This window comes from Kitasatospora sp. NPDC088160 (assembly GCF_044741445.1).
GTDB lineage: Bacteria > Actinomycetota > Actinomycetes > Streptomycetales > Streptomycetaceae > Kitasatospora.
Genome location: NZ_JBIUSS010000001.1, coordinates 351,538 through 374,242, shown reverse-complemented (window position 1 = coordinate 374,242; position 22,705 = coordinate 351,538). Strand labels below are relative to the sequence as shown.

22 protein-coding genes and 1 riboswitch are annotated in these 22,705 nt (G+C 72.1%); of the genes, 10 read left to right on the top strand and 12 right to left on the bottom strand.

The features are described from left to right. Nucleotides 1-210: 210 nt before the first annotated feature. The 5 genes from uraD (at nt 211) to ACIOGZ_RS01555 (ending at nt 5,300) form a co-directional block, all read left to right on the top strand. Nucleotides 211-714, top strand: a complete 504-nt coding sequence (gene uraD, locus ACIOGZ_RS01575; RefSeq protein ID WP_400984380.1) for a 2-oxo-4-hydroxy-4-carboxy-5-ureidoimidazoline decarboxylase — start codon at nt 211-213, stop codon at nt 712-714. A gap of 105 nt (nt 715-819) precedes the next feature. Further along, a complete protein-coding gene (gene uraH / locus ACIOGZ_RS01570; RefSeq protein WP_400984377.1) occupies nt 820-1,155 on the top strand; it encodes a hydroxyisourate hydrolase in 336 nt (111 codons plus the stop codon). A 32-nt stretch (nt 1,156-1,187) separates the two neighbouring features. Then, nucleotides 1,188-2,108 carry a factor-independent urate hydroxylase gene (gene pucL, locus ACIOGZ_RS01565; protein ID WP_400805009.1) on the top strand — a complete coding sequence of 307 codons (921 nt, stop codon included), beginning with the start codon at nt 1,188-1,190 and terminating at the stop codon, nt 2,106-2,108. A 274-nt stretch (nt 2,109-2,382) separates the two neighbouring features. Further along, complete coding sequence (locus ACIOGZ_RS01560; RefSeq protein ID WP_363579260.1) at nt 2,383-3,846, top strand: nucleobase:cation symporter-2 family protein; 1,464 nt, start codon at nt 2,383-2,385, stop codon at nt 3,844-3,846. A 68-nt stretch (nt 3,847-3,914) separates the two neighbouring features. Further along, complete coding sequence (locus tag ACIOGZ_RS01555) at nt 3,915-5,300, top strand: 8-oxoguanine deaminase (RefSeq protein ID WP_400984374.1); 1,386 nt, start codon at nt 3,915-3,917, stop codon at nt 5,298-5,300. Between the two features lie 287 nt (nt 5,301-5,587). On the opposite strand, the gene ACIOGZ_RS01550 is transcribed toward ACIOGZ_RS01555, so the two are convergent. Together ACIOGZ_RS01550 and aceB are read right to left on the bottom strand one after the other, a co-directional pair. Further along, complete coding sequence (locus ACIOGZ_RS01550) at nt 5,588-5,974, bottom strand: gamma-glutamylcyclotransferase (RefSeq protein WP_363579264.1); 387 nt, start codon at nt 5,972-5,974, stop codon at nt 5,588-5,590. A gap of 153 nt (nt 5,975-6,127) precedes the next feature. Next, nucleotides 6,128-7,780, bottom strand: coding sequence for a malate synthase A (gene aceB / locus ACIOGZ_RS01545; RefSeq protein WP_363579266.1), 1,653 nt, complete (start codon nt 7,778-7,780; stop codon nt 6,128-6,130). Between the two features lie 188 nt (nt 7,781-7,968). On the opposite strand from aceB, the gene ACIOGZ_RS01540 reads away from it, so the two are divergent. Then, nucleotides 7,969-8,766, top strand: a complete 798-nt coding sequence (locus ACIOGZ_RS01540; RefSeq protein WP_363579268.1) for an IclR family transcriptional regulator — start codon at nt 7,969-7,971, stop codon at nt 8,764-8,766. Between the two features lie 349 nt (nt 8,767-9,115). Further along, complete coding sequence (locus ACIOGZ_RS01535) at nt 9,116-9,601, top strand: hypothetical protein (protein ID WP_400805004.1); 486 nt, start codon at nt 9,116-9,118, stop codon at nt 9,599-9,601. Between the two features lie 19 nt (nt 9,602-9,620). Here ACIOGZ_RS01535 and ACIOGZ_RS01530 read toward each other — a convergent pair whose 3' ends face one another. Both ACIOGZ_RS01530 and ACIOGZ_RS01525 read right to left on the bottom strand, forming a co-directional pair. Then, nucleotides 9,621-10,955 (bottom strand): glycoside hydrolase family 16 protein, encoded by a 1,335-nt coding sequence (locus ACIOGZ_RS01530; RefSeq protein ID WP_363579271.1) that lies wholly within the window; start codon nt 10,953-10,955, stop codon nt 9,621-9,623. 2 nt (nt 10,956-10,957) lie between these two features. Further along, nucleotides 10,958-11,124, bottom strand: a riboswitch (cyclic di-AMP (ydaO/yuaA leader). A gap of 234 nt (nt 11,125-11,358) precedes the next feature. Continuing rightward, the gene (locus ACIOGZ_RS01525; protein WP_363579273.1) at nt 11,359-12,696 is read right to left on the bottom strand and encodes a lipase; all 1,338 of its coding nucleotides are present in this window, start codon (nt 12,694-12,696) and stop codon (nt 11,359-11,361) included. Between the two features lie 209 nt (nt 12,697-12,905). On the opposite strand from ACIOGZ_RS01525, the gene ACIOGZ_RS01520 reads away from it, so the two are divergent. After that, entirely contained in the window at nt 12,906-13,235 is a 330-nt protein-coding gene (locus ACIOGZ_RS01520; RefSeq protein ID WP_063349998.1) for a MoaF-related domain-containing protein, read from the top strand. Nucleotides 13,236-13,328: 93 nt separating this feature from the next. Here the strand turns inward: ACIOGZ_RS01520 and ACIOGZ_RS01515 are convergent, their stop codons facing one another. Beyond that, complete coding sequence (locus tag ACIOGZ_RS01515; protein ID WP_363579275.1) at nt 13,329-14,471, bottom strand: alpha/beta hydrolase-fold protein; 1,143 nt, start codon at nt 14,469-14,471, stop codon at nt 13,329-13,331. A gap of 187 nt (nt 14,472-14,658) precedes the next feature. Beyond that, nucleotides 14,659-15,303: a TetR family transcriptional regulator gene (locus ACIOGZ_RS01510; protein WP_363579277.1), complete on the bottom strand. Its 645-nt coding sequence runs from the start codon at nt 15,301-15,303 to the stop codon at nt 14,659-14,661. Nucleotides 15,304-15,445: 142 nt separating this feature from the next. Between ACIOGZ_RS01510 and ACIOGZ_RS01505 the strand changes: the two genes are divergently transcribed. Next, a complete protein-coding gene (locus tag ACIOGZ_RS01505; RefSeq protein WP_363579279.1) occupies nt 15,446-16,210 on the top strand; it encodes an SDR family oxidoreductase in 765 nt (254 codons plus the stop codon). Nucleotides 16,211-16,585: 375 nt separating this feature from the next. Here the strand turns inward: ACIOGZ_RS01505 and ACIOGZ_RS01500 are convergent, their stop codons facing one another. The 6 genes from ACIOGZ_RS01500 to ACIOGZ_RS01475 form a co-directional block, all read right to left on the bottom strand. Then, nucleotides 16,586-17,104: a GNAT family N-acetyltransferase gene (locus ACIOGZ_RS01500; protein WP_363579281.1), complete on the bottom strand. Its 519-nt coding sequence runs from the start codon at nt 17,102-17,104 to the stop codon at nt 16,586-16,588. A 95-nt stretch (nt 17,105-17,199) separates the two neighbouring features. Beyond that, nucleotides 17,200-18,192, bottom strand: a complete 993-nt coding sequence (locus tag ACIOGZ_RS01495; RefSeq protein ID WP_363579283.1) for a phosphotriesterase — start codon at nt 18,190-18,192, stop codon at nt 17,200-17,202. After that, nucleotides 18,189-18,638: a carboxymuconolactone decarboxylase family protein gene (locus ACIOGZ_RS01490; RefSeq protein WP_363579285.1), complete on the bottom strand. Its 450-nt coding sequence runs from the start codon at nt 18,636-18,638 to the stop codon at nt 18,189-18,191. The genes ACIOGZ_RS01495 and ACIOGZ_RS01490 overlap by 4 nt, the downstream gene beginning before the upstream one ends. A 17-nt stretch (nt 18,639-18,655) precedes the next feature. Then, nucleotides 18,656-19,270, bottom strand: coding sequence for a DUF4865 family protein (locus tag ACIOGZ_RS01485; protein ID WP_363579653.1), 615 nt, complete (start codon nt 19,268-19,270; stop codon nt 18,656-18,658). 134 nt (nt 19,271-19,404) lie between these two features. Beyond that, nucleotides 19,405-19,971 carry a TetR/AcrR family transcriptional regulator gene (locus ACIOGZ_RS01480; RefSeq protein ID WP_363579286.1) on the bottom strand — a complete coding sequence of 189 codons (567 nt, stop codon included), beginning with the start codon at nt 19,969-19,971 and terminating at the stop codon, nt 19,405-19,407. A 240-nt stretch (nt 19,972-20,211) separates the two neighbouring features. Next, nucleotides 20,212-21,231 (bottom strand): LLM class flavin-dependent oxidoreductase, encoded by a 1,020-nt coding sequence (locus ACIOGZ_RS01475; RefSeq protein WP_363579288.1) that lies wholly within the window; start codon nt 21,229-21,231, stop codon nt 20,212-20,214. 380 nt (nt 21,232-21,611) lie between these two features. On the opposite strand from ACIOGZ_RS01475, the gene ACIOGZ_RS01470 reads away from it, so the two are divergent. Beyond that, nucleotides 21,612-22,601 (top strand): aldo/keto reductase, encoded by a 990-nt coding sequence (locus ACIOGZ_RS01470; protein ID WP_363579290.1) that lies wholly within the window; start codon nt 21,612-21,614, stop codon nt 22,599-22,601. The last annotated feature ends 104 nt before the right edge of the window (nt 22,602-22,705 follow it).

The window sequence follows — 22,705 nt, the reverse complement described above, 5'->3', positions numbered from 1 at the left end:
CCGGCGGAAACCTTCCGGACAGGCGGACCCCGCCGGCGCGGCCAGTCCGAACCAGCCCCCGGCGGGGCGCACTTGGCGAATCGCACACGAATCGCGCCGGCAACGGCGGCCGGTTCAAAACGTAACCACCAACCGTTCAACAAAGTGTTGACGGCCGGGTGGGGTGGATCTAGCTTGTGCGGGTGGCACCACTCTTCAGGAGGTCCACCCGTGACCAACCACCCCCACACCCTTGACGCCCTGGCCGCGGCCGACACCGCGGACCTGGAAGCCGTTCTGCTGGAGGCCTGCTCCAGCCCCCACTGGGCCGCCGACGTCGCGCGGGCCAGGCCCTGGCCCGACCGGGAGTCCCTGCTCGCCGCCAACGCGGCGGCCGTGGCCGGGCTGACGGTCGCCGACCTGCACGACGCGATGGCCGGCCACGCCCGGATCGGCAAGCCCAGGACCGGCGACGCCACCTCGCAGCGGGAGCAGGCCGGCATCCGGGGCGTGGACCAAGCCCTCCTCGACGAACTGCACGAGGCCAACGCCGCCTACGAGGCCAAGTTCGGCCACGTGTTCCTGATCTGCGCGACCGGCCGCACCGCGGCCACCATGCTCGCCGCCCTGCGCGAGCGCCACCCCAACGACGCCGCCACCGAGGCGGAGATCGTCCGGGGCGAACTGCGCAAGATCAACGACATTCGGCTCAATCGCCTGCTCGACGCGTCCTGACAGGCCCTGGCGGGGTCCTGGCGGGCCCCGACGGGCAGATCCTGACGGATCGTTAGCATGTGTTGACGAATGATCACTTCTGCGATCAGTAAGGTCACTTCACCCATGACTGGCATCTCCACCCACGTGCTCGACACCAGCCTCGGCCGCCCGGCCGAGGGCGTCCCGGTCGAGCTCGCACTGCACACCGAGGGTGGCTGGCAGGTGCTCGACACCTCCGCCACGGACTCCGACGGCCGGGTCAAGGACCTGCCGGCCGTGGAGGCGGGCTCGGTCGTCCGGCTGCTCTTCGACACCTGCGCCTACCACGCGCTCAAGTCCGCGGAGCCGCCGTTCTTCCCCGAGGTCTCGATCGTCTTCACGGTCGCGCCCGCGCAGCACCACTACCACGTGCCGCTGCTGCTCAACCCGTTCGGATACTCGGTCTACCGCGGAAGCTAGTAGACCGACCTGGAAGCCCTAGGAGCCACGTCATGGCCCACGTGCTCGGTCAGAACCAGTACGGCAAGGCGGAGAACCGCATCGTGCGGGTCTACCGCGACTCCACCCGGCACGAGATCAAGGACCTGAACGTCTCGGTCTCCCTCCGGGGCGAGTTCGAGGACGTCCACCTCACCGGGTCGAACGCCAACTGCCTCCCCACCGACACCACCAAGAACACCGTGTACGCCTTCGCCAAGGAGCACGGGATCGAGTCGGCCGAGGCCTTCGGCATCATCCTGGCCCGCCACTTCGTCGACGACACCGAGCGCGGCGTCGTGCACAGCGCCCGGATCCGGATCGAGGAGTACGCCTGGGACCGGATCAAGACGCCGGACAACTCGGCCCGCTTCATCGGCTCGGAGGAGGTCGGCCACTCCTTCGTCCGCAACGGCCAGGAGACCCGCACCGCCGAGATCGTCTACGACGGCGAGACCGTCCAGGTCATCTCCGGCCTCAAGGACCTCGTCGTCATGAACTCCACCAACTCGGAGTTCTGGGGCTACATCAAGGACAAGTACACCACCCTGCAAGAGGCGTACGACCGCATCCTCGCCACCCAGGTCACCGCCCGCTGGAAGTACGGCTACGACGGCCGGGACGGCGAGGCCCAGCCCAACTGGAACCGCTCCTACACCCACGTGCGGCGGCACCTGCTGGAGGCATTCGCCGAGACCTACTCCTACTCGCTGCAGCAGACCCTGCACTCGATGGGCACCCGGGTCCTCAACAACCGCGCCGAGGTGGACGAAGTCCGCCTGGAGCTACCCAACAAGCACCACTTCCTCGTCGACCTGGAGCCCTTCGGCCTCAAGAACGACAACGAGGTCTACTACGCCGCCGACCGGATGTACGGCCTCATCGAGGGCACCGTGCACCGCGAGGGCGTCGTCCCGGTCATCCCCGTCGCCTGACCGCCCCACCCCAATGGGCACCGCCCGGAGTCGCCGCACCCGCCGGCCCCCGAACGCCGGCCGCGTCCGGGCGGACAGCAGTACCCGCACCACCAGAACCACCCGTTCCACCAGTTTCTCCACCCCCACCCACCGGAGTTCGTGTCTGCCTCGCGGCGGCCGGCCCGGGGCACTGGAGAAGCGCCCCGAGGGACTCCTGCACCGCCGTCCCGCCCTCGGGGCACCTCCAGCGCCGCGGGCGCGCCGGGAGTCACGGGCACAAGAGGGGCTCGACATGGCACCCAGCGACACCAGCAGTAAAGACGGCGGTTCCACCCCGGAAAGAACCTCTGGCCCGGACGGCACGTCGGCGCACCTCCCCGGTGAGCCGTCCGGGCCCGGAACCCACCCCGTGGACGAGTTGCTGCCCCCGGTGAAGCTCTTCTCCACCGGACTCCAGCACGTCGCCGCGATGTACGCGGGGGTCGTCGCACCCCCGCTCATCGTCGGCGCCGGCGTCGGGCTCTCCCCCGCCGAACTCGCCCTGCTCATCTCGGCCAGCCTGTTCACCGCCGGACTGGCCACCCTGCTCCAGACCCTCGGCATCTGGAAGATCGGCGCGCGACTGCCGTTCGTCAACGGCGTCTCCTTCGCGGGAGTCGCGCCCATGATCGCCATAGCCAAGGAGCACGGCCCGAAGGACGCCCTCCCGGTGATCTTCGGAGCGGTGATCGTCGCGGGGATCCTGTGCTTCCTCGCGGCACCGTACTTCTGCAAGCTCATCCGGTTCTTCCCCCCGGTCGTCCAGGGCACCGTGATCACCCTCATCGGGGTGTCCCTGCTTCCGGTGGCGGTCAACTGGGCGCGCGGCGGCTCGCCGGGCGCCCCCGGATACGGCTCCATGCGGGCCGTCGGGCTCGCCGCGATCACCCTCGTCGCGGTGGTGCTCTGCAACCGGCTGCTGCGCGGCTTCTGGCAGCAGCTCTCGTTGCTCATCGGCCTGGCGCTCGGCACCCTGATCGCCTTCCCGCTGGGCCTGGCCGACTTCGGCGCGGTCAAGGACGCGAAGGTCTTCGCGCTCCCCTCCCCGTTCCACTTCGGCGCGCCCGTCTTCGACGCCGCCGCGATCGTCTCGATGTGCATCGTCATGGTGGTCGCCATGACCGAGTCCACCGCCGACATGCTCGCCCTGGGCAAGATCGTCGAGCGCGAGGCCGACGAACCCACGCTCGCCGCCGGCCTGCGGGCCGACGGACTGGCCACCGCGCTCAGCCCCGTCTTCAACGGCTTCGCCGCCAGCGCCTTCGCCCAGAACATCGGGCTGGTGGCGCTGACCAAGATCCGCAGCCGCTTCGTGGTCGCGGCCGGCGGCGGCATCCTGATCCTGCTCGGGCTCTTCCCCGTGCTCGGGTCGCTCGTCTCCCTGGTACCGCAGCCCGTCCTGGGCGGCGCCGGGATCGTGCTCTTCGGCACCGTCGCGGCGAGTGGCATCCGCACCCTCGCGGAGGCTGGGATGGAGTCCAGCTCGAACACCATCCTGGTGTCCGTGTCGCTCGGCGTCGGCATCATCCCCATCGCGGTGCCGACCTTCTACGACTCCTTCCCGGAGGCCGTCCGGACCCTGATGCACTCCGGGATCTCGGTCGGCTGCGTGATGGCCGTCCTGCTCAACCTGCTCTTCCACCACGCCGGAGCCGCCCGCCGGACCAGGTCCGGCAAGACCTCCGGCGCGACGGTGCCGACGGCGACACCGTCCTGACCGGCCCGGGAGGGGCACACGCCGCGCGGCGCACGCCCCTCCCGGCCCTCCCCCATAGGAGTGACACCATGGCAGTCCAGCCCCCACCCGCCGACCAGCGGATCGTCATCGAGAACGTCGCGATCGCCACCGTCGACGCCGACGACACCGAGTACGCCCGCGGCCACGTGGTCGTCCTCGGCAACACGATCGAGTCGGTCGGCGACGGACCCGCCCCGCAGTGGCTGGACAACGTGGTGCGCCGGATCAACGGCGAGGGCCACCTGATCACCCCCGGCCTGGTCAACACCCACCACCACTTCTACCAGTGGATCACCCGCGGCCTCGCCCAGGACGACATCCTCTTCGACTGGCTCGTCGCCCTCTACCCGACCTGGGCCCGGATCGACGAGAAGCTCGTCCACGCCGCCAGCCAGGGCTCCGCCGCCGCCCTCCTCAAGTCCGGCTGCACCACCGCCTCCGACCACCACTACGTCTTCCCCAAGGACGGCGGCGACGTCCTCGGCGCCTCCATCGAGGCCGTCCGGGAGCTCGGCCTGCGGTTCACGGCGCTGCGCGGCTCCATGGACCGCGGCAAGAAGGACGGCGGCCTCCCGCCGGACCACGCGGTCGAGGAGCTCGACGACATCCTCACCGCCTCCGAGGCCGCCGTGGACACCTACCACGACTCCTCCTTCGGCTCGATGCTGCACATCGCCATCGCGCCCTGCTCGCCGTTCTCGGTCTCCACCGACCTGCTCCGCCGGTCCGCCGAACTCGCCCGCCGCAAGGGCGTCCGGCTGCACACCCACGGCTCGGAGACCGCCGAGGAGGAGCAGTTCTGCAAGGAACTGTTCGGCATGGGCCCGACCGACTACTTCGAGTCCGTCGGCTGGCTCGGCGAGGACGTCTGGATGGCGCACTGCGTCCACATGAACGACTCCGACATCGCCAAGTTCGCCGAGACCGGCACCGGCGTGGCCCACTGCCCCTCCTCCAACGCCCGGCTGGCCGCCGGGATCGCCCGCGTCCCCGACATGCTCAGGGCCGGCGTCCCGGTCGGCCTCGGCGTCGACGGCACCGCCTCCAACGAGTCCGGCGAACTCGGCACCGAGCTGCGCAACGCCCTGCTGATCAACCGTCTGCACGGGTCCCCGGCCGCCCTCACCGGCCGCCAGGCGCTGCGGCTGGGCACCATGGGCGGCGCCCGGGTGCTCGGCCGCCAGGACGAGATCGGCTCGATCGAGGTCGGCAAGCTCGCCGACCTCGCGCTGTGGAAGATCGACGGTGTCCTGCACTCCTCCATCGCCGACCCGGTCGCCGCCCTCACCTTCGGCGCCCTGCCGCCGCTGGCCGTGCTGTTCGTCAACGGCAACGCCGTCGTCGAGAAGGGCCAGCTGACCACCGTCGACGAGGACCGGATCGCCCGCGCCTGCGCCCGCGCCGCCAAGGAGCTCGCCGCCCGGCCGCTCTGACGCCCCGCTCCTCCTCCACCCCTGAACTCCGGGCCGCCCAGGGACGGTGCGTGACCCGGACTCCGCAACCCGGCCTTCCCGGCCGGCGCGCGGACCGCAGCCCCGGACCCACGGCGAGGGTCCGGGGCTGCGGCGTGCCCGGGGGCGGGTGACGAGTGACGGATAACAGCGAACAGATGACAGCTGACGAAAGTTGTCATCTGTTATCTGTTCGCTGAAATCTGTTCGCCGTGATTCGCTTGCTGTGATCCGTTCGCCGTGGTGCGTCCGCCGCTACGCGCCCGGTCTCAGGCGGTGCGCCCGAGCGAGCCGAGGTAGGCGCGCCAGCCCCCGTGGTGGGTGATCTCGCGGTGCACCCCCCGCTCCACCTCGCCGCGGGCGAGCAGCATCGACAGGCAGGCGGAGCCGTCGTCGAGCTTGATGACGCCGAGCTCCAACTCCCGCGGCTCGCCGGGGAGGATGACGTCGCGCAGGTGCTCCAGGGTGATCTCGTAGAGCTCGCCCTCGATGGCGGTGTCGACCGCCGGATCGGCGAGCAGGCCCGGGCAGACGTCGTCGATCGAGAAGAAGCGGTAGCCGGGGGCCGTCCGGGCCGGGCCGACCAGCGAGTCGGCGACCTTGGCGTGGAACGGTCCGCCGACCATGGCCTGGCCGTTGAAGAAGATGCGGGGCACGGTTGAACTCCTTACCGGGTACCGGGAAAAAGCCGTTCCGCACGGCGACGAGAGGACAGGTGGAATCGTCGCCGTACGGAACGGAGCAATGGGCCGGCGGGACCGCTACAGCCTGGCAGGCGGCAGCGGCGGCGCCGGCGGATGGATTGGGACTCAGCCCAGCAGGGGAAGCGCGGGGAGGGTCAGGAAGTCCGCGAACTCCTCGGCCAGGGCGACCTGTTCGAAGAGCTGGGCGGCCTCGCGCCAGCGGCCGCCGGCGTACGCGTCCGCACCCAGCTCGGCCAGGAGTTCGGCCAACTCCGCGGCGACCAGGGCGCGGACGAGGTCCGCGGTGGCCTTCTCACCGGTGTCGGACAGGACGACGCCGTTGTGGATCCACTGCCAGATCTGCGAGCGGGAGATCTCCGCGGTGGCGGCGTCCTCCATCATGTTGAAGATGCCGACCGCACCGAGGCCGCGCAGCCAGGCCTCGATGTAGCGAATGCCGACCTGGACGGCGTTGTGCAGCCCCGCGTGGGTGCAGCTGCCGTCGGCGCCGGCGATGTCGAGCAGCTGGGTCGCGGTGACCGGCTCGGAGGGCCCGGGGTGGTCCTTCTGGTGGGGGCGCTCGCCGAGCACCGCGTCGAAGGAGGCGCGGGCGACCGGCACCAGGTCCGGGTGGGCGACCCAGGAGCCGTCGAAGCCGTTGCCGGCCTCGCGGTCCTTGTCCGCCTTGACCTTCTCCAGGGCGGCGGCGTTGACCTCCGGGTCCCTGCGGCTGGGGATGAACGCGGCCATGCCGCCGATCGCGTGGGCGCCGCGTTTGTGGCAGGTCTGCACCAGCAGGCGGGTGTAGGCGGCCATGAACGGCGAGGCCATGGTGACGCTGTTGCGGTCCGGCAGGACGTACTGCTCGCCGGCGTCGCGGAAGTTCTTGACGATCGAGAACAGGTAGTCCCAGCGCCCGGCGTTGAGGCCGGCCGCGTGGTCGCGCAGCTCGTAGAGGATCTCGTCCATCTCGAACGCGGCGGTGATGGTCTCGATCAGCACGGTGGCGCGGACGGTGCCGTGCGGGATGCCGAGCGCGGCCTGGGCGTGGGTGAACACGTCGTTCCAGAGCCGGGCTTCGAGGTGGCTCTCGGTCTTCGGCAGGTAGAAGTACGGGCCGGAGTTGGGGTCCTCGGCGCCCTTGGCGAGCAGCCGGGCGGCGTTGTGGAAGAAGTACAGGCCGAAGTCGAGGAAGGCTCCGGCGACCGGGGCGCCGTCGACGAGCAGGTGGTTCTCGTCCAGGTGCCAGCCGCGCGGGCGGACCACGACGGTGGCGAGTTCGGCGGCGGGCTTGAGGGCGTACGCCTTTCCGGCGGAGGTGGTGAAGTCGATCCGGCCCTCGAAGGCGTCGATCAGGTTGATCTGGCCGCTGACCACGTTCTCCCAGGTCGGGGAGGTGGCGTCCTCGAAGTCGGCGAGCCAGATCCGCGCGCCGGAGTTGAGGGCGTTGATGACCATCTTGCGGTCGGTGGGACCGGTGATCTCGACCCGGCGGTCCTGGAGCGCGCGGGGCGCCTCGGCGACCTTCCAGTCGGCGGCCCGGACGTCGGCGGTGTCGGGGAGGAAGTCCAGCGTGCCGGCTCTGGCGATCTCCGCCCGGCGGGCCTTCCGCCCGGCCAGGAGCTCCTGTCGGCGCCCTTCGAAAGCGCGATGGAGGCCGACGACGAAGGCGACCGCCTCCGGAGTGAGCACCTCCTCCGCCCGGTGAACGCGCGGACCGGCGACAGTGACGACCGGAGCAGCGGGGGAGGCGCCGACGGGTCCCTGTTCTGTAGCCATGGGCAGGACACTCCTAAGCGGTTGAGCCTGGCGAAGGGAGCTCCGGTGGGAACTTCCTTGATCGGAACCCACCTGTCGGCGGGTTCGATTCTGTAAGGTGGAGACTAGTTTCCGCGATACAGAATTTCAACGGTTTGTTGATGTGATCGCCGGGACTCTACTCCTCCCCGACAGCGAAGGGAACGCCGGTGGTTTCGACCCCCGACACAGCATCGACGACCAGCCCGGACCGCGCGACCGGCGGCGTGCAGTCCGTCGAGCGCGCCTTCCAACTCCTGGAGGCGCTGGCCGACTCCGGCGGCGTGGCCACCCTCAGCGAGCTCTCCGCCAGCTCCGGCCTGCCGATGCCGACCATCCACCGCCTGGTTCGTACCCTCGTCCAGCAGGGCTATGTACGCCAGGACACCGCGCGTCGCTACACCCTCGGCCCCCGGCTGATCCGCCTCGGCGAGACGGCCGGCCGGCTGCTCGGCAGCTGGGCCCGCCCCTACCTGGCCGAACTCATGGAGGCCACCGGCGAGACCGCCAACCTGGCGGTGCTGGAGGGCGGCGAGGTGGTGTACGTCGGGCAGGTGCAGTCGCGGCGCTCGATGCGGATGTTCACCGAGGTCGGCCGACGGGTGCAGCCGCACTGCACGGGCGTCGGCAAGGCGCTGCTGGCCCAGCTCCCCGAGGACGAGGCGCGCGCCGTCCTGGGCCCCAACCCGCTGCCCGCGCACACCGAGTACACCGTCACCGACCCGCAGGAGCTGCTGCACCAGCTCGCCGAGGCTCGCGAGCGCGGCTACGTGGTCGACGACCAGGAGCAGGAGATCGGCGTCCGCTGCATCGCGCTCGCCGTACCGGGCGCGCCGACGCCCACCGCCCTGTCGGTGTCCGGCCCGGAGGCCCGTATCCGGGCCCTGGAGGAGCAGGCCGGCACGTCCTCGCTGGTGCCGGTGATGCACCACATCGCGACCCGGCTGGGGCAGGTCCTCGCACCCTGACCCGTCGCCACCGCCCGCTTCACGCACGGGAAGTCGATCCGGTCGACTTCCCGTACGTACGCTCCCCCGTTCGGGCGGACGCCGAGCGGGTTGCACCGGCCCCCGGCGCAGGCTCCGCCACCCTGGTGCGGACGCGGCCCGCAGCGGCGCGGGCGGCCGGGGCCCCGGGACAGGGTGGACGACGATGACGTACAGGCGTTCGACAATGCGAGGCGGGTCCGGGCAGGGCGGATCCAGGCGGGGCGGGTCCAGGCGGGGCGGGTCCAGGCGGGGCGGGTCCGGGCAGGCCAGCAGGCTCTGCGGATTCCGCGCGGCCTCGCTCGTCGCCGCGATGGCGGCCGGCTGTTCGGTGGCGACGCTGACCGCCGGCCCGTCCTGGGCGCTGCGGCGGCCCGAGCCCCGGCCGGCGGTGGACACGGCAGCCCCCACGGCGTCCCGCTCCGATCTGGAGGTGGTCCGGCTCGACCCGGACGCCGCCCCGCCCGGCGGCACCACCACCGTCCACGCCTTCATCGCCAACCGCGGCCCGGACACCACCGCCGCACCGTTCACCGTGCTGGTGACGCTGCCTCCCGGGGTCTCCCCAGTGGGCCCGTACTTCCCCGAGGACTGCGAGGTACGGCTCAACGGCCGACAGGTGCGCTGTGTCTTCCCGGCCGGACTGCCCCCGCTGCGCAGCGCGACCGCGCTGGTACCGGTGCACCTCTCCCCGGACCTGCGGATCGGCAAGCTCACCGGCGGCTCGGTCGCGGTGCGCGGCGTGGACGACCCGGACGAGGGGAACAACCGGCAGCCGTTCGACATCACGGTGGTCGAGACGGCTCCCGGTTCCTGACCCGGAAGCCCCGAAGGCCCTACCGGTACACGCGGACGTAGTCGGCGGCGAAGGTGATCGGGGCGGTGCCCTGCGGCGCCGGGTGGTACTTCCCCGCGCCGACCGACAGGTTGAGGATCAGGTACGCCGACCAGTTGGCGCCGACGCCCTTGCCGTCCGAGAACACCTTGGCGCCGTTGACGTACCAGTCCACCGAGGTGGCGCCGTAATAGGTGCCGATGGTCACCCACTGGTCCTTCGCGACGGCGCCGGCGTCGGTGTAGTACTTGGGGTTGCCGGGGTTGACGTGGTTGGTCAGCTCCAGCAGGTTCGGGTTGTCGGGGTGGTACTCGAAGGAGTCGACCTCCCCGTTGCCGTTCTTCCAGGTCCAGAAGGCCGGCCAGGCGCCGGAGCCGGACGGCAGCTTGACCCGGGTCTCGGCGTAGTCGCCGGTCCTGACCTGGAAGCCCTCGCTGGAGCCCTCGGTGGTCAGGAAGCCGGTGTTCCAGGCCTGCTTGCCGTTCTCCAGCGTGGTGGTGCCGGGCGCGGCGGTGAAGGTGGCGACCCCGTTCGCGACGCTGACGTTGTTCTTGTTCAGCAGGTCGAGCTTGTTGTCGTCCGGGTTGTGGTTGCCGTACTTGTACGCGGTGCTCTTGTCGCCGACCCAGCGCGAGCCCCAGCTGATCGGGCCGTTGAACTCGTCGGACCAGGTCAGCGACTTGCCGGCGACCGGGGATGCGGGGGTGCCGGCCGACGGGCTGGCGGTGGCGCTCGGGCTGCTCGGGCTCGGGCTGCTCGTCGGGGTCGGCTTCGCGGTGGGGGTCGCCGTCGGGGTCGGGGCGGGAGTCGGGGTCGGGGCGGGAGTCGGCTTCGTGGTGGGCGTCGGGGTCGGGGGCGGAGTCGGCGCCGGGGTGCTGGAGACCACCAGCTGCTGCGAGGCCAGGTTGTGCCAGGCCCCGCCGAGGTCCTGCCAGAAGCCGAACTGGGTGTACGTCCCGGCCGGCAGGGCGCGTGCGCCGCTGGTGAAGGACAGGCCGCTCGGGCAGATCTGCACATTGGAGGCGTTGCCCGGGAAGTCGAGGTTCGCACCGGCCGCGTTCCGGACGCCCACGCCGACGGTCTTCGCGGTGAAGCAGGCCGAGGAGTGGAGGGTCAGCGAGGCGGTGGCGGCCTGGTTGGCGACCATGGTCGCCGGGGCGAGCCGGTCCTGGGTGACGGTCGGGGCGGTGGCGGCCTGGGCGCCGGAGACGGCCGGCAGGCCGAGCAGTCCGGCGCCGGTGACGGCGAGCGCTCCGGTGACGGCGAGGGCGGCGTTGCGGCCCCGGTGGGAGGGGCGGGCGTGGCGCGGCGCGCGGCGCCGGGCAGGCTGGTGCATGGCAGTGTCCTCTGCGACGCCTGCGAGGTGAGCTGTCGGATTCGGGCTGAGGCAGCCCGGCCGCCGGTGGAAGCGGCTTCACCCCTAGCCACGGCCCGCACGCGGGAGCGTACGGGCCGGGCGCTGACCTTGGTTCCCCCGCTCCCGTCCGCTGTGGTGCTCGGTTGCCGGCCGGCGGGTGGACAGGACTCGGCGTCCCGGCGGCGGGGGTCCGCGAGGGCGGACGACGGTTGCAGGCTAGGCAGGCCGTCCGTGAACGGACAACCTGCTCGGGCCGGTTGTCGCACAGGTCACAGTGGTGTCGATCAACGACGCTGCGTGGTGGATCAGTTGGGACGGATCAGCGGAGCCGTCGAGCTGCCGAACGACGAATCGGCGAATCGGCGAATCGGCGGTCCACGGGTCAAGCGAGCCAGTTGTCGACCTGGCTCTCGGCCTCCGGTGCCCAGGCGAGTTCCAGGTGGTTGAGGCCGGTGAGCAGCCGGGTGCCGCCGATCGTCGCGATGCCGGTGGTGTCCAGGGCGCTCGCGGTGAACACGATGCCGTCGCTGGGCCCCCGGTTCTCGTTGAGCACGCCCGGGATGTCGGCGGACCCGCCCGCGAGCAGATAGGTGCGCACCGACGCGGGGACGCCCGCCTGTTGCAGCGGCGCGATCAGCGAACCGGCGTCGATCGCCGCCTGGATGCCCTGGCCGGAGGTGTAGAAGCCCTGGCCGCCGTAGTAGGTGGTCCACCAGTCCTGGGCGGTGCCGTCCACCCCGTACCGGCCGTCCCAGCGGGCGAGCAGCTGGCGCTGGCCCGGGTAGCAGTCGTAGCCGCCGGTGGGCAGCACGCCGAGGCAGGGCTGCGCCGTGTAGGTGCCGTAGCAGGTCATGTAGAGGTGCGGGGACGGCGCGTTGGCGGTGCCGCCGCAGGCCGGCCAGCTCGCGAGGTCGAACGACCAGCCGTGCGCGTACACGTAGTCGAGCCCGCCGTTCGGGCCCCCGAGGGTGATCAGGCGGCGCACGTCGCCCGCGTAGGCCCGCCCCCAGGACGGGCGCACCGAGGACACGTACGCCCGGGCGGCGACCTCGCCCTTGCTCCAGGCCACCACGTCCACCTGGGGGACGCCGAGGCGGGCCCGGATCAGCGCGACGGCGTCGCCGACGGCCTGCGCCTGGAGCAGGTTGTCGCCCTGTTTGTGGGCGAAGCCGATGGCGAACACCCGGTGGCCGGTGCCGGCGAGGTACTGGGCGAGGCCGGTGGACGGGCAGGCGGAGGCACCGCAGGTGCCGCTCTCCCCCGGGTTCGCCCAGGCGCGGTCGGCGTTGTCGTTGGCGCCGTGGACCAGCAGCACGGGGGTCGGACGGCTACCGGTGTCCCAGCCGGTCGCCGAGTACAGCAGGAAGCGGCTGGAGGAGGGCTGGCCGGTGCCGCCGAAGTACGTCCGGCGGGCGCCGTCCTGGTCGCCGCGGCCGTCGGCCGGGTACTGCTCGGTACGGAAGCCGGGGGTGGTGTCGAGGTAGCGCTCGACCTTGGCCCAGCCGTTGCCGGGGGCGGGGAAGGCGGCTTCGAGGGCGAGCGGGGCGGTGGCCGCCTGGGCGGCGGTCTGGGCAGTGGCGGTCTGGGCGACGGTGGCCTGGGCGGGAGTGGGGGTGCCGAGGAGCAGCGCGGCGAGGGTGAGCAGGAGGGCGGACAACGCGGTGGGGGTGCGTCTGACGGCGGTGGGGGTGTGCCGCACGGGAGTGGGGGTGCGTCTCATGGGGGTGGACGGTAGGACCGGCCGCCGGCGGGCGCCCAGGTGCCCGCCGCACACCGCGCCGGCCTGCGCGGTGGCGGCCGGTGCCGTGGCGCACCGTCCACGGGTGCGCCCACCCGGCTCACCGGGTCGGATAAATTGGAGGTCCGACATCTTCCGCAGTGCACAAGACCGCCGTGCACGGCCCCACAGGAACGAGGTACCGCCCCACCATGACCGCGCCCCTGCCCGCCTTCGCCGGCCGCACCTACCTCTTCCGGGCCGACAACGGCGCGGCCTTCCGCAACACCTACTCGGCCGACGGCAGGCGGCTGCGCTGGGAGGGCCTCGGCGAGTCGGCGGGCCAGTGGGAGGACGTGCGGCTGCACGTCGCCGAGGTGGCGCCGGAGATCTACTTCATCAGCTGGACCGAGGAGAGCGGGATCACCGTCAGCCACGTGATGGACCTCGGCCGGCTGACGGTACGCGCCTTCTGGACGTACGAGGGCGAGGGCGGCCGGGTCGGCGAGCTGCACACCGGGACGCTGGAGCGGGTGGCCTGAGCCTCACCGCCCCCGCGCCCCCTCGCTGTCCGTCGGCTTACTCAGGCCGTCTGGGCAGACTGCCTGCTCAGACGGTCTGCTCAGACGGTCTGCTCAGGCGGCCTGGTTCGGGACCTTGAGGTGCTGGGACAGCCACTCCAGCGAGGACGGCAGCAGCGCGCTCCAGGTCTCGAAGTTGTGGCCGCCGTTCTCCAACATGCTGTAGGAGACCTTCATCGGGGACTGCACGGCGTCGACGAAGGCCTCGGTGTCGCGCCGGTAGTCGCCGTCGCCCTTCTTGGTGCCGGCCAGCAGCACGGACACCTTGGGCTGCGGCAGGTTCTTCAACCGCCACATCAGGTTGGCCTCGTCACGACGCTGCTTGCTGCCGCCGAACAGGTCGCCCGTGGTCGGGTCGTCGGCGGCGTCGTAGTAGGCGGAGAGCGCGACGGCGGTCGGAAAGACGTCCGGGTGGCGCATGGCCAGCTTGAGGGCGCAGTAGCCGCCGGTCGAGTTGCCCATGAAGGCCCAGGCCTGCGGGTCGGAGGAGACCCGGAAGCTCGCCTGGATCGCTGAAGGGACGTCCTTGGTGAAGTACGTGTCGGACTGCGCGCCGCCCGGAATGTCCTCGCACTCGGTGTCCTGCGGCAGGGCCGGCGAGGGGCGCATCAGCACCATGACGGTCGGCTGCATGTTGCCGTCCTGGAGCAACTTGAGCGCTGCGCCCGGGTAGTTGAACCGGGTGATCAGGTTCTCGGCGATCCCGGGGAAGCCGGTGCTGACGATCACCGCCGGGAACTGCCGCTGCGCGTACTCCGGTTGGAAGTACTGCGGCGGCAGGAAGACGTACCCCTCGGTGGACAGCCGGCTGGCCGCGCCGTCGATCCGCACCTTGCGGATCTCACCGGACTGGCTGGGCTCGCGGCCCATCGCGCCGCCGCCCTTGACGGAGGCGTGGCCGATCGTCTCCACGAGCAGCCGGCCGGACGCGTCCGCCTTGTTGTGGATCACCACCGGGCCGGTGTCACCGGTGCCCAGCAGGTCGTCCCAACTGCTGTAGAAGGCGAAGTAGTTGTTCGCCACCAGGCCGAGCGCGGCCAGCACCGCGAGCTGGGTGGCGAGCAGGGAGCCGATCCGGCCGAGCACCGCCTGCCAGGTCTGCTTGGCGAGTCTTGGCCACAGCCAGACCGTGCCGGCCGTCATCACGACGGCGATCAATACGGCCAGCGCCAACACCTTGTGGCTCGTCAGACCCATGTCCTACTTGCTCCCACGCCTCGAACTCCCCGCCCCCTCCGTCCAGGACATCCGAGGTGGTCACCCCGGTTCCCCCACCGGGGCGCGCGATCACCCACCCTAACGGGGCCGGGGAGGAGGAACAGATGACAGATGACAGCCGACAGATAACAGATAACAGATAACGAAATCTGTCAGCTGTTATCTGTCACCTGTTCGCGGCCGGGCGGGCCCAGCCCTCCCGCCCGTAGAGCCGCAGCCCCGCCGTGAGTTCGCGCATGCAGCGCGCACCGAGCTCCCGCGGGGAGCCCGGGCCGGTCGTGGGCGCGTCCGAGGCGGCCCATTCCTCCAGCGCGACCCGGATCGCGGCCGTCGCCGCAGCGGCGGCCAGTCGGATCTCCAGCGGGTCGGTGCCGCCCGGGCAACGCGCCGCGAGGACCGCCCGCAGCCGCTCCTCGGAGTCGGCGTGGACGCGCTGCCACGTGCCGTCGAGGCGCGGGTCGCGCAGCAGGCTTCGCGTCCACTCCATCGCCTCGACCGCCTCCTCGTCGGGCGGGGTCAGCGAGGCGACCGCCGAGCGCTCCAGAGCCTCGCGCAGCGGCAGATCGGCCGGGGTCTCGGCGAGCTGGTCGACCCAGCGACGCCCACCGGCCGCCAGCAGCGGCGCGACGGCGTCCTCCTTGACGGAGAAGTACCGGTAGAAGGTGCGCAGCGAGATGCCGGCCGCGAGGGCGATCTCCTCGGCGGTGGTCGCCTCGGCCCCGCGCTCGGCGAAGAGTGCGGCGGCGGTACGGGCGATGTCCAGCCGGGTGGCGTCGCGGCGGCGCTGATTCAGGGTGGGGCGTCCGGTCACAGGGTCAGCGTACGCAGGCCGGTGTCACTGTGGCGCGTTGCGCCGAAGTGACACCCGGAGGACTTATTGGCACGTTATGCCATAAAGGCGTACCGTGCCTCTTGAGGTCGAGAGGCCACGAACGAACGAACGGAGTACCACCATGGAGCGCTTCAGCGGACGGAACGTCCTGATCACCGGCGGCGGCTCTGGCATCGGCCAGGCCACCGTGCACCGGATCCTCGCCGAGGGAGGGAAGGTCGTCGCCGTCGACGTCGACGAGGACGGCCTGAAGGCGACCCTGGACCGCGCGACCGCCGACGGCACCGCGGACCGCCTGGCCATCCAGGTCCTGGACATCTCGGACGAGGCGGCCGTCGTCACCGGCGTCGCGGCGGCGATCACGGACCTCGGCGGGCTGGACGCCCTGGTCAACGCGGCCGGCATCCTCCGCTCCTCGCACACCCACGAGACCAGCCTGGAGTTCTGGAACAAGCTCCTCGCGGTCAACCTGACCGGCACCTTCCTGATGACCCGCGAGGCGCTCCCCTCGCTGCTCGCGGGTGGCAGGGGCGTGGTGGTCAACTTCAGCTCCACCTCGGCGAGCTTCGCCCACCCCTACATGGCCGCGTACGCCGCGACCAAGGGCGGCATCCAGTCCTTCACCCACGCCATCGCCTCCGAGTACGCGAAGCAGGGCCTGCGTGCGGTCTGCGTCGCGCCGGGCAGCATCGACAGCGGCATGACCCACAACCCCGGGCTGCCCGCCGACGCCGATTTCAGCCTGCTCGCCAAGCTCGCCCCGGCCCTCGGCCAGGGCTTCGCGGGTCCGGAGACGGTGGCCGGGGTGATCGCGATGCTGGCCTCCGACGACGGCGCGTTCGTCACCGGCACCGAGCTCCGCATCGACGGCGGCACTCACATGTGAGCCGCCGGACGGCCGCGCGACGGCGGGGCCCCGGCCACTCCCCCCCCCCGGTGACACGGGCCCCGCCGTCGCGTCGCGGACGGCGGGGCCGGGCTCGTGACGGCAGCCGGGCTCGTGACGGCCGCCCGGGTCAGCCGAGGCCACCGTTGCGGGCCGCGGCGAGAACGGCGGCGGCGGCTCGGTCGGCGGTGTCGCCGTCCACCCGCTCGGCCGTGATCAGGACCCGGAAGTACAACGGCGCGGCGAGGTTCTTGATGACCTCGGCCGGGTCGGTGCCGGGTGGCAGCTGCTCGCCTTCGGCGCGTTCGCGGCCGTCGAGCGGGTGGCGGGGTGGATCGGCGGGTGACCGGCCCGCCCGGCCGTCAGCTGCAACCGTCAGCGCAGCGGCTTCGCCATCACGAGCTCCCGGGCGACCCCGCCGGCGAGCGGCCTGCCGGGCCCGCCGGGCTCGGTGAGCTCGGTGAGCTCGGTGAAGCCGTGCCGGCGGTAGAGCGTGATCGCGGGTTCGTTGCCGGGGAGCACCGCGAGGCGCAGCGTGCTGCCGCCGGATGCGCGGGCCCAGCGCTCGACCTCCTCCAGCAGGCGGTCGGCGACGCCCCTGCCGCGCGCCTTCGGTCCGACCCACACCGAGCGCAACTCCCGTACGCCGCCGGCTCCGGGGAGACCGTCCGCCAGGCCGACGGGCGTGGCGTCCGGACCGTCCGGACCGTCCAGCAGCGCCGCAACGTGGTGGGCGCCCGGAAGGTGCAACCGGGCGCGCCACCGTTCCTCGCCGCCGTGGTGCCAGTCCGCCAGGCGGGCCTTGAAGGCGTGCGGCGCGTCGGAGAGGGCGGCGAGGCGCAGGTCGCGCCAGAGCGGCCAGTCGTCGGTCGTGAGGATGCGCAGGGTCACCATGGCCGTCACGGTAGGGCGTGGGCGGCGGGCCTTCACCGAGGACCCGGGTTCGGCCTGCGGCCGGTCGAGACCGGGGCGGGCCGAGCGGGAACGGTTCAGGGCGTGCGCCACTCGGTGGCGAAGGCGGCGGCCGGGTTGGCGGTGAGGAGGAGGCCGGGCAGTTCGGGGCCGAAGGTGCGGGCGAGCCGTGGGGCGAGGTCGTCGAGCAGTGCGGTCGGGCCGTCGGCCCGACGGGCGGTGCGGGTGGTGGTGTCGGCGCCGAGGAGGAGTCGGGAGGCGTGGCCGGCCTCGACGAGGTCGGCGATGACGTCGAAGGCCTGGTGGTCGGCCGGGTGGCCGGCCCGGGAGGGGCTGTCCAGCGCGAAGTAGACGCCTTCCGCGGCGAGTTCGCGGTGCACCCGCACATCCGGCAGCCGGGTGAGGTGACCGAGGATGATCCGGTGGGGCGGGACGCCGTGTCGAACGTGCAGCCGGTTCAGGACGAGGTGCGGGTCGGCTCGGGGTTCGAGGTGGACGGCGATCGGGGCACCGGTGGCGTGGTGCGCGTCGGCGGCCGCGGCCATCACCCGGCGGGTGTGCGCCGTGATGGCCCCGGGGTCGCAGGCGATCTTGATCAGGCCCGCCCGGACGGCCTCGGGCGACGCGGGTGCTTCGGGGACCTCGGCGGCTACGGGGGCCTCGGCTGCTACGGGCGGTCCAGGCAACTCGGTGGCCGGTTCGGCCGTCAGCCCGGTGGTGAGTTCGGCGGTGAAGCGTTCGGCCAGCCCGTCGTACACGGCAGGGAGGGTGTCCGGGTCGTAGTGGGCCGCCTGGTGCAGGCCGGTGGCGGCGACGACGTGGACTCCGGTCGCACGGGAGAGCTTCGCGAGGGAGTCCGCTCCGCGACCCATGCCGTACGGGGTCCACTGGACGAACGACCGTCCGCCGGCCGCCGCGAAGGCGCGCAGGACACCCTCGGCGGCGGCCGGGTCGTCCAGTTCCTCGCCGGGGAGCAGGGGGCTGCGGATGAAGAGGTGGTCGTGGGAGTCGGTGGCACCGAGTTCCGCGGGGTCGAGGTCGCCGAGAACGGTACGGATCGTGGGGGTCATGCCCGGTCCGCCTCGGCCGGGGATGCGGGGGTCGGGGATGCGGGGGTCGGGGATGCGGGGGTCGGGGACGTCTCGGTCGGGGGTACCTCGGTCGGGGGTACCTCGGCGAAGGTGGCGGTGGCGACCCGCAGGCCGGCCAGAGCCTTGGGGACGCCGACGTAGGGGGCGAGGTGGACGATGACCTCGGTGATCTCCTCCCTGGTCAGGCCGATCCGCAGACTGTTGCGGACGTGATCGGCGAGCTGCGGCTCCACGCCGCCGAGGGCGGTGAGCGCGGCCAGGTTGGCCACCTGCCGGTCGCGCAGGGCGAGACCGGGGCGCTGGTAGGTGCCGCCGAAGAGACTGGTGACGATCCAGTCGGGGAAACCGGGTGCGAGACCGTCCAGGCCGCCGAGGGTCGCGGGGGTGACGGGGGCGGTCGCGGAGGCGGGCGTGGGGCTGGTCATGGGAGTGGCGAAACCTTTCACCAGTGCCGGCCGCCAGGCAGCCGGTCGAGTTCGGGACGGGACAGGTGCAGCACCTGGTAGCGGCTGCCCGGCACGTCGTCCGGGGCCGGGCCGTGCCAGAGGGCGAAGCGGACCAGTTCCCAGCGGCTCGGGTCCACCGCGACGGCGGCGGTGTGCAGAGCGGGGTGCGCGGGGAACTCGGCGAGGGCCCGTTCGACCGCCTCGGCGGGATCGTCGGACTCGGGGAGCCTGACGGTGTGGCGGGTAGCCGTGGTCGCGGTCGTGGTCACGATCGAGGTCGAAGTCGAAGTCGCCGGAGCGTCCGGCACGGCGCCGTGGGCCAGACCGGCGCCGAGCCAGTGACGGACGACCGGGCGGCCGAAGTCGGCGCTCAGGCCGCGGAAGCCCGGTCCCCAGAGGAAGCTGTTCATGCCCTCGACGGTGCGCCAGAGGTAGAACGGCGCGTACTGGTTGACGGGCGACCCGTCGCGGCCCCGCTCACGGACCAGGTACGCCTTGAGCCCGAGGCCCGGGTGTGTATCGAGCAGATGGCCCTTGTCGGCGACGCGCTTGCGGATGATCCCCAGGTCGTAGTCGGCGGGGAGGGTGATCTCGTACTGCATGGCGTGCACGGCGGGTCTCCTCGGTCGGATCGTCGAGCGGGCGTCGCTCGGCCAGTCGGTCACGCGCTCGGTCACGCGGTCACGCGGTCACTCGGTCACTCGGTCAGTCGGTCACGCGGCCGCTCAGCCGTGCGCGGCGCGGGTCAGGCGGTGCGTTGGGCGGCGAGCAGGCCGAGGGCACCGCGTACGGCCTGATCAAAGGGCTCGGCCCGGCCGGCCGCGCGGGCCAGAACGTAGCCGCCCTGGACGACGGCGACCACGGCAGCGGCGGTGTCGGCCGGGTCGACACCGGGGGCGAGCTCGCCCGCCGCCTGGCCCTCGGCCACCAACTCGGCGATCCGGGCGCGCAGCCAGTCGAAGGTCTCCTCGACGGGGGCGCGCAGTTCGGGGTCGGCGATGACGTCCGGGTCCTGGGCCATCCGGCCGATCCGGCAGCCGCGCAGCACGTCGCGGTCGCGGCGCAGGTAGGCGGCGATGCGGTCGTACGCGCTGCCGGGAGCGGACAGGTCGGCGGCGGCGACTCCCCGCAGCTGCTCGGCACTGCGGCGCAGCGCGGCGGCGGCGAGGTCGGGCTTGCCGGCGAAGTGGTGGTACATGCTGCCCTGGCCGACGCCGGCGTGCTGCTGGATGGCCTTGGGGCTGGTGCCGACGTAGCCACGCTCCCAGAGGAGTGCCTGGGTGCTCTCGATGAGGCGGTCCTGGGTGGTCATGCGAACCACTGTACATACCAGTAGGTACAGAAGGCCAGGGATTGCCCGGCTCGACGCGGACGCGAGGCGGGCCGACGCGGTCCGCGCCGTGGACAAGGCGGGCGGACGGGTACGCGCCGGGGACGACTGAGGGCCGTGCGCCGCCCCCCGGCGGCCACGGCCCCTCGCCCGCTCGTCTCCCCCTCCCCGACCGGCGGCACTCCACCGCGGCCGGTGGCGCGCGTCACGTCGGGCGGGCGCTCACGGAAGCTCGCGCCTGACCACCGGGGCTACCTCCGCCGCGAACAGCTCCAACTGCTCCCGCTGCGCCCCTTCCGTCAGAGCGTCGACTCCGATCCCGACCACCTCGTTGCCGAAGGCCTCGTGATAGCGGTGGATCTTCTCGATCACCTGCTGCGGGCTTCCGACCAGGGCCGAACCGTGCTCCAGCGCGTCCTCCAGCGAGGTGAACGGCGACTTGTTGTGCCGGCCGGCCGCCGAACCGAACATCGCGTCCCAGTACGGACGGAAGCCCTCGACCGCGTCCTGCGAGCGCTTGGCGACGTACAGCCCGCCGAAGCTCGCGCCCACCCTGGCCCCCCTCGGATCGCGCCCGTAGTGCGCCCAGCGCTCGCGGTAGTGCTCCACCAGGGAGCGGTACTTGGCCAGCGGGTGGAAGGAGTTGGCGGAGAAGAGCGGATCACCGTAGCGGGCGGCCAGGTCGGTGGACTGGGTGCTGGTCGCGCTGCCGTGCCACACCGGGATCGGGTCCTGCAACGGGCGCGGCACGACGGCCGCGTCCTTGAGCGGCGGGCGGGTCGAACCCTCCCAGGTCACCCTCTCCTCGCGCCAGAGCCGGCGCAACAGGCCGTAGTTCTCGGCGAGCGCGTCCCACTGGCGTTCCTCGGGCAGACCGAACAGGTCGAAGTGCCGCGGGTCGTTGCCCTTGCCGATGATCAACTCGACCCTGCCTCCGGAGAGCTGGTCGAGCAGGGCGTAGTCCTCGGCGACCCGGACCGGATCCAGGATGCTCAGCACCGTCACCGTGGTGAACAGCCGGATGGTGGAGGTGCGGGCCGCTATCGCGCTGAGCAGCACCGGCGGCGCCGGAGAGAGGAACGGTTCACCGTGCCGCTCCCCCACGCCGTAGCCGTCGTAACCGAGTTGCTCGGCCACGACCGCCTGGTCGATGACGTTCCACAGCTTCTCCTGCGGGGTGCGCTGGACGCCGGTCACGGGATCGGGTCCGTTGGCGACGAGGGACGAGACGGTGAACCGCACGGCGGTCTCCTTGGGGGCGCTCGATGGGGCCTCGGCGCGACGCCCTGACCCGAGGCGCGGGCAGGGCTGCCGAGGAGGGGTGGCGGCGGCCCGCGCGGAACGCCCCGGTACGGGCTGCGCTCACGCGGGCGGCACCGGGAGGGGATCGCGGCGGAGCGGCTCTGGGGCGGCGTCAGCGCGAGGTGCGGCGGCGACGACAACAGCGGGGCGCGGCGGTCGCGGGTGCGGTCGCGGTTGGGGTCGCGGGCGCGGTCACAGCCTGGACGGTCATCGTGACTCCCCCTTCGCCTCGCACGCGTACGATCCTCCGCGAGCATAAGCACCGGTCAGAAACGGGGCAAGGGCTTGATCCGCCCGCGGCGACTGGCAAGATGTCCGGCATGAGCTACCTCGCCGCGGATGACCGCTATGCCTCAATGACCTACCGCAAGGCCGGCCGCAGCGGCGTTCAGCTGCCGGCCGTCTCCCTCGGCCTCTGGCACAACTTCGGTGACGCCCAGCCGCTGGAGGTCCAGCGGGCGGTACTGCGCCGCGCCTTCGACCGGGGGATCACCCACTTCGACCTCGCGAACAACTACGGTCCGCCGTACGGCAGCGCCGAACGCAACTTCGGCTACCTGTTCGCCCAGGACTTCCGCCCGTACCGCGACGAGCTGTTCATCGCCAGCAAGGCCGGCTGGGACATGTGGCCCGGCCCGTACGGCAACGGCGGCAGCCGCAAGTACCTGCTGGCCAGCCTGGACCAGTCGCTGGGCCGGATGGGGCTGGACTACGTCGACGTCTTCTACTCCCACCGCTACGACCCGGACACCCCGCTCGAGGAGACGATGGGCGCGCTGGACAGCGCGGTGCGCTCGGGCAAGGCGCTGTACGCGGCGATCTCGAACTACCCGGCGGAGCAGCACCGGGAGGCGGTGGCGATCCTGCGCGAGCTGGGCACGCCGGTGCTGCTGAACCAGTCGGCGTACTCGATCCTCAACCGGTACGTGGAGGAGGGCGTGCTGGACGCGGTGGGCGAGACCCGGACCAGCCTCATCGCCTACTCGCCGCTCGCCCAGGGCCTGCTGACGGATCGCTACCTGTCAGGTGAGGTGCCGGCCGGTTCGCGGATGTCGGTCGGGCGGTTCCTGACCGAGGAGGCACTCAGCGGGCCGAAGCTGGAGCAGCTGCGGGCACTCAACAAGGTCGCCGAGCGGCGCGGGCAGACGCTGGCGCAGCTCGCGCTGTGCTGGGTCCTGCGGGACCCGCGGGTGGTCTCGGTGATCATCGGGGCGAGCAGCGTCGCCCAGCTGGACCAGAACATCGACGCGCTCGCGGGCGGTCCGCTGACCGCGGAGGAGCTGGCGGAGATCGACCGACTCAGCCTCTGAGCGGGGAGGGGGGCGGGCGGGGCTTGCCGGCGGAACGGGCAAACAACTGACAGCTGACAGATTTCATCATCTGTCAGCTGTCAGTTGTCGGCTGTCAGCTGTCA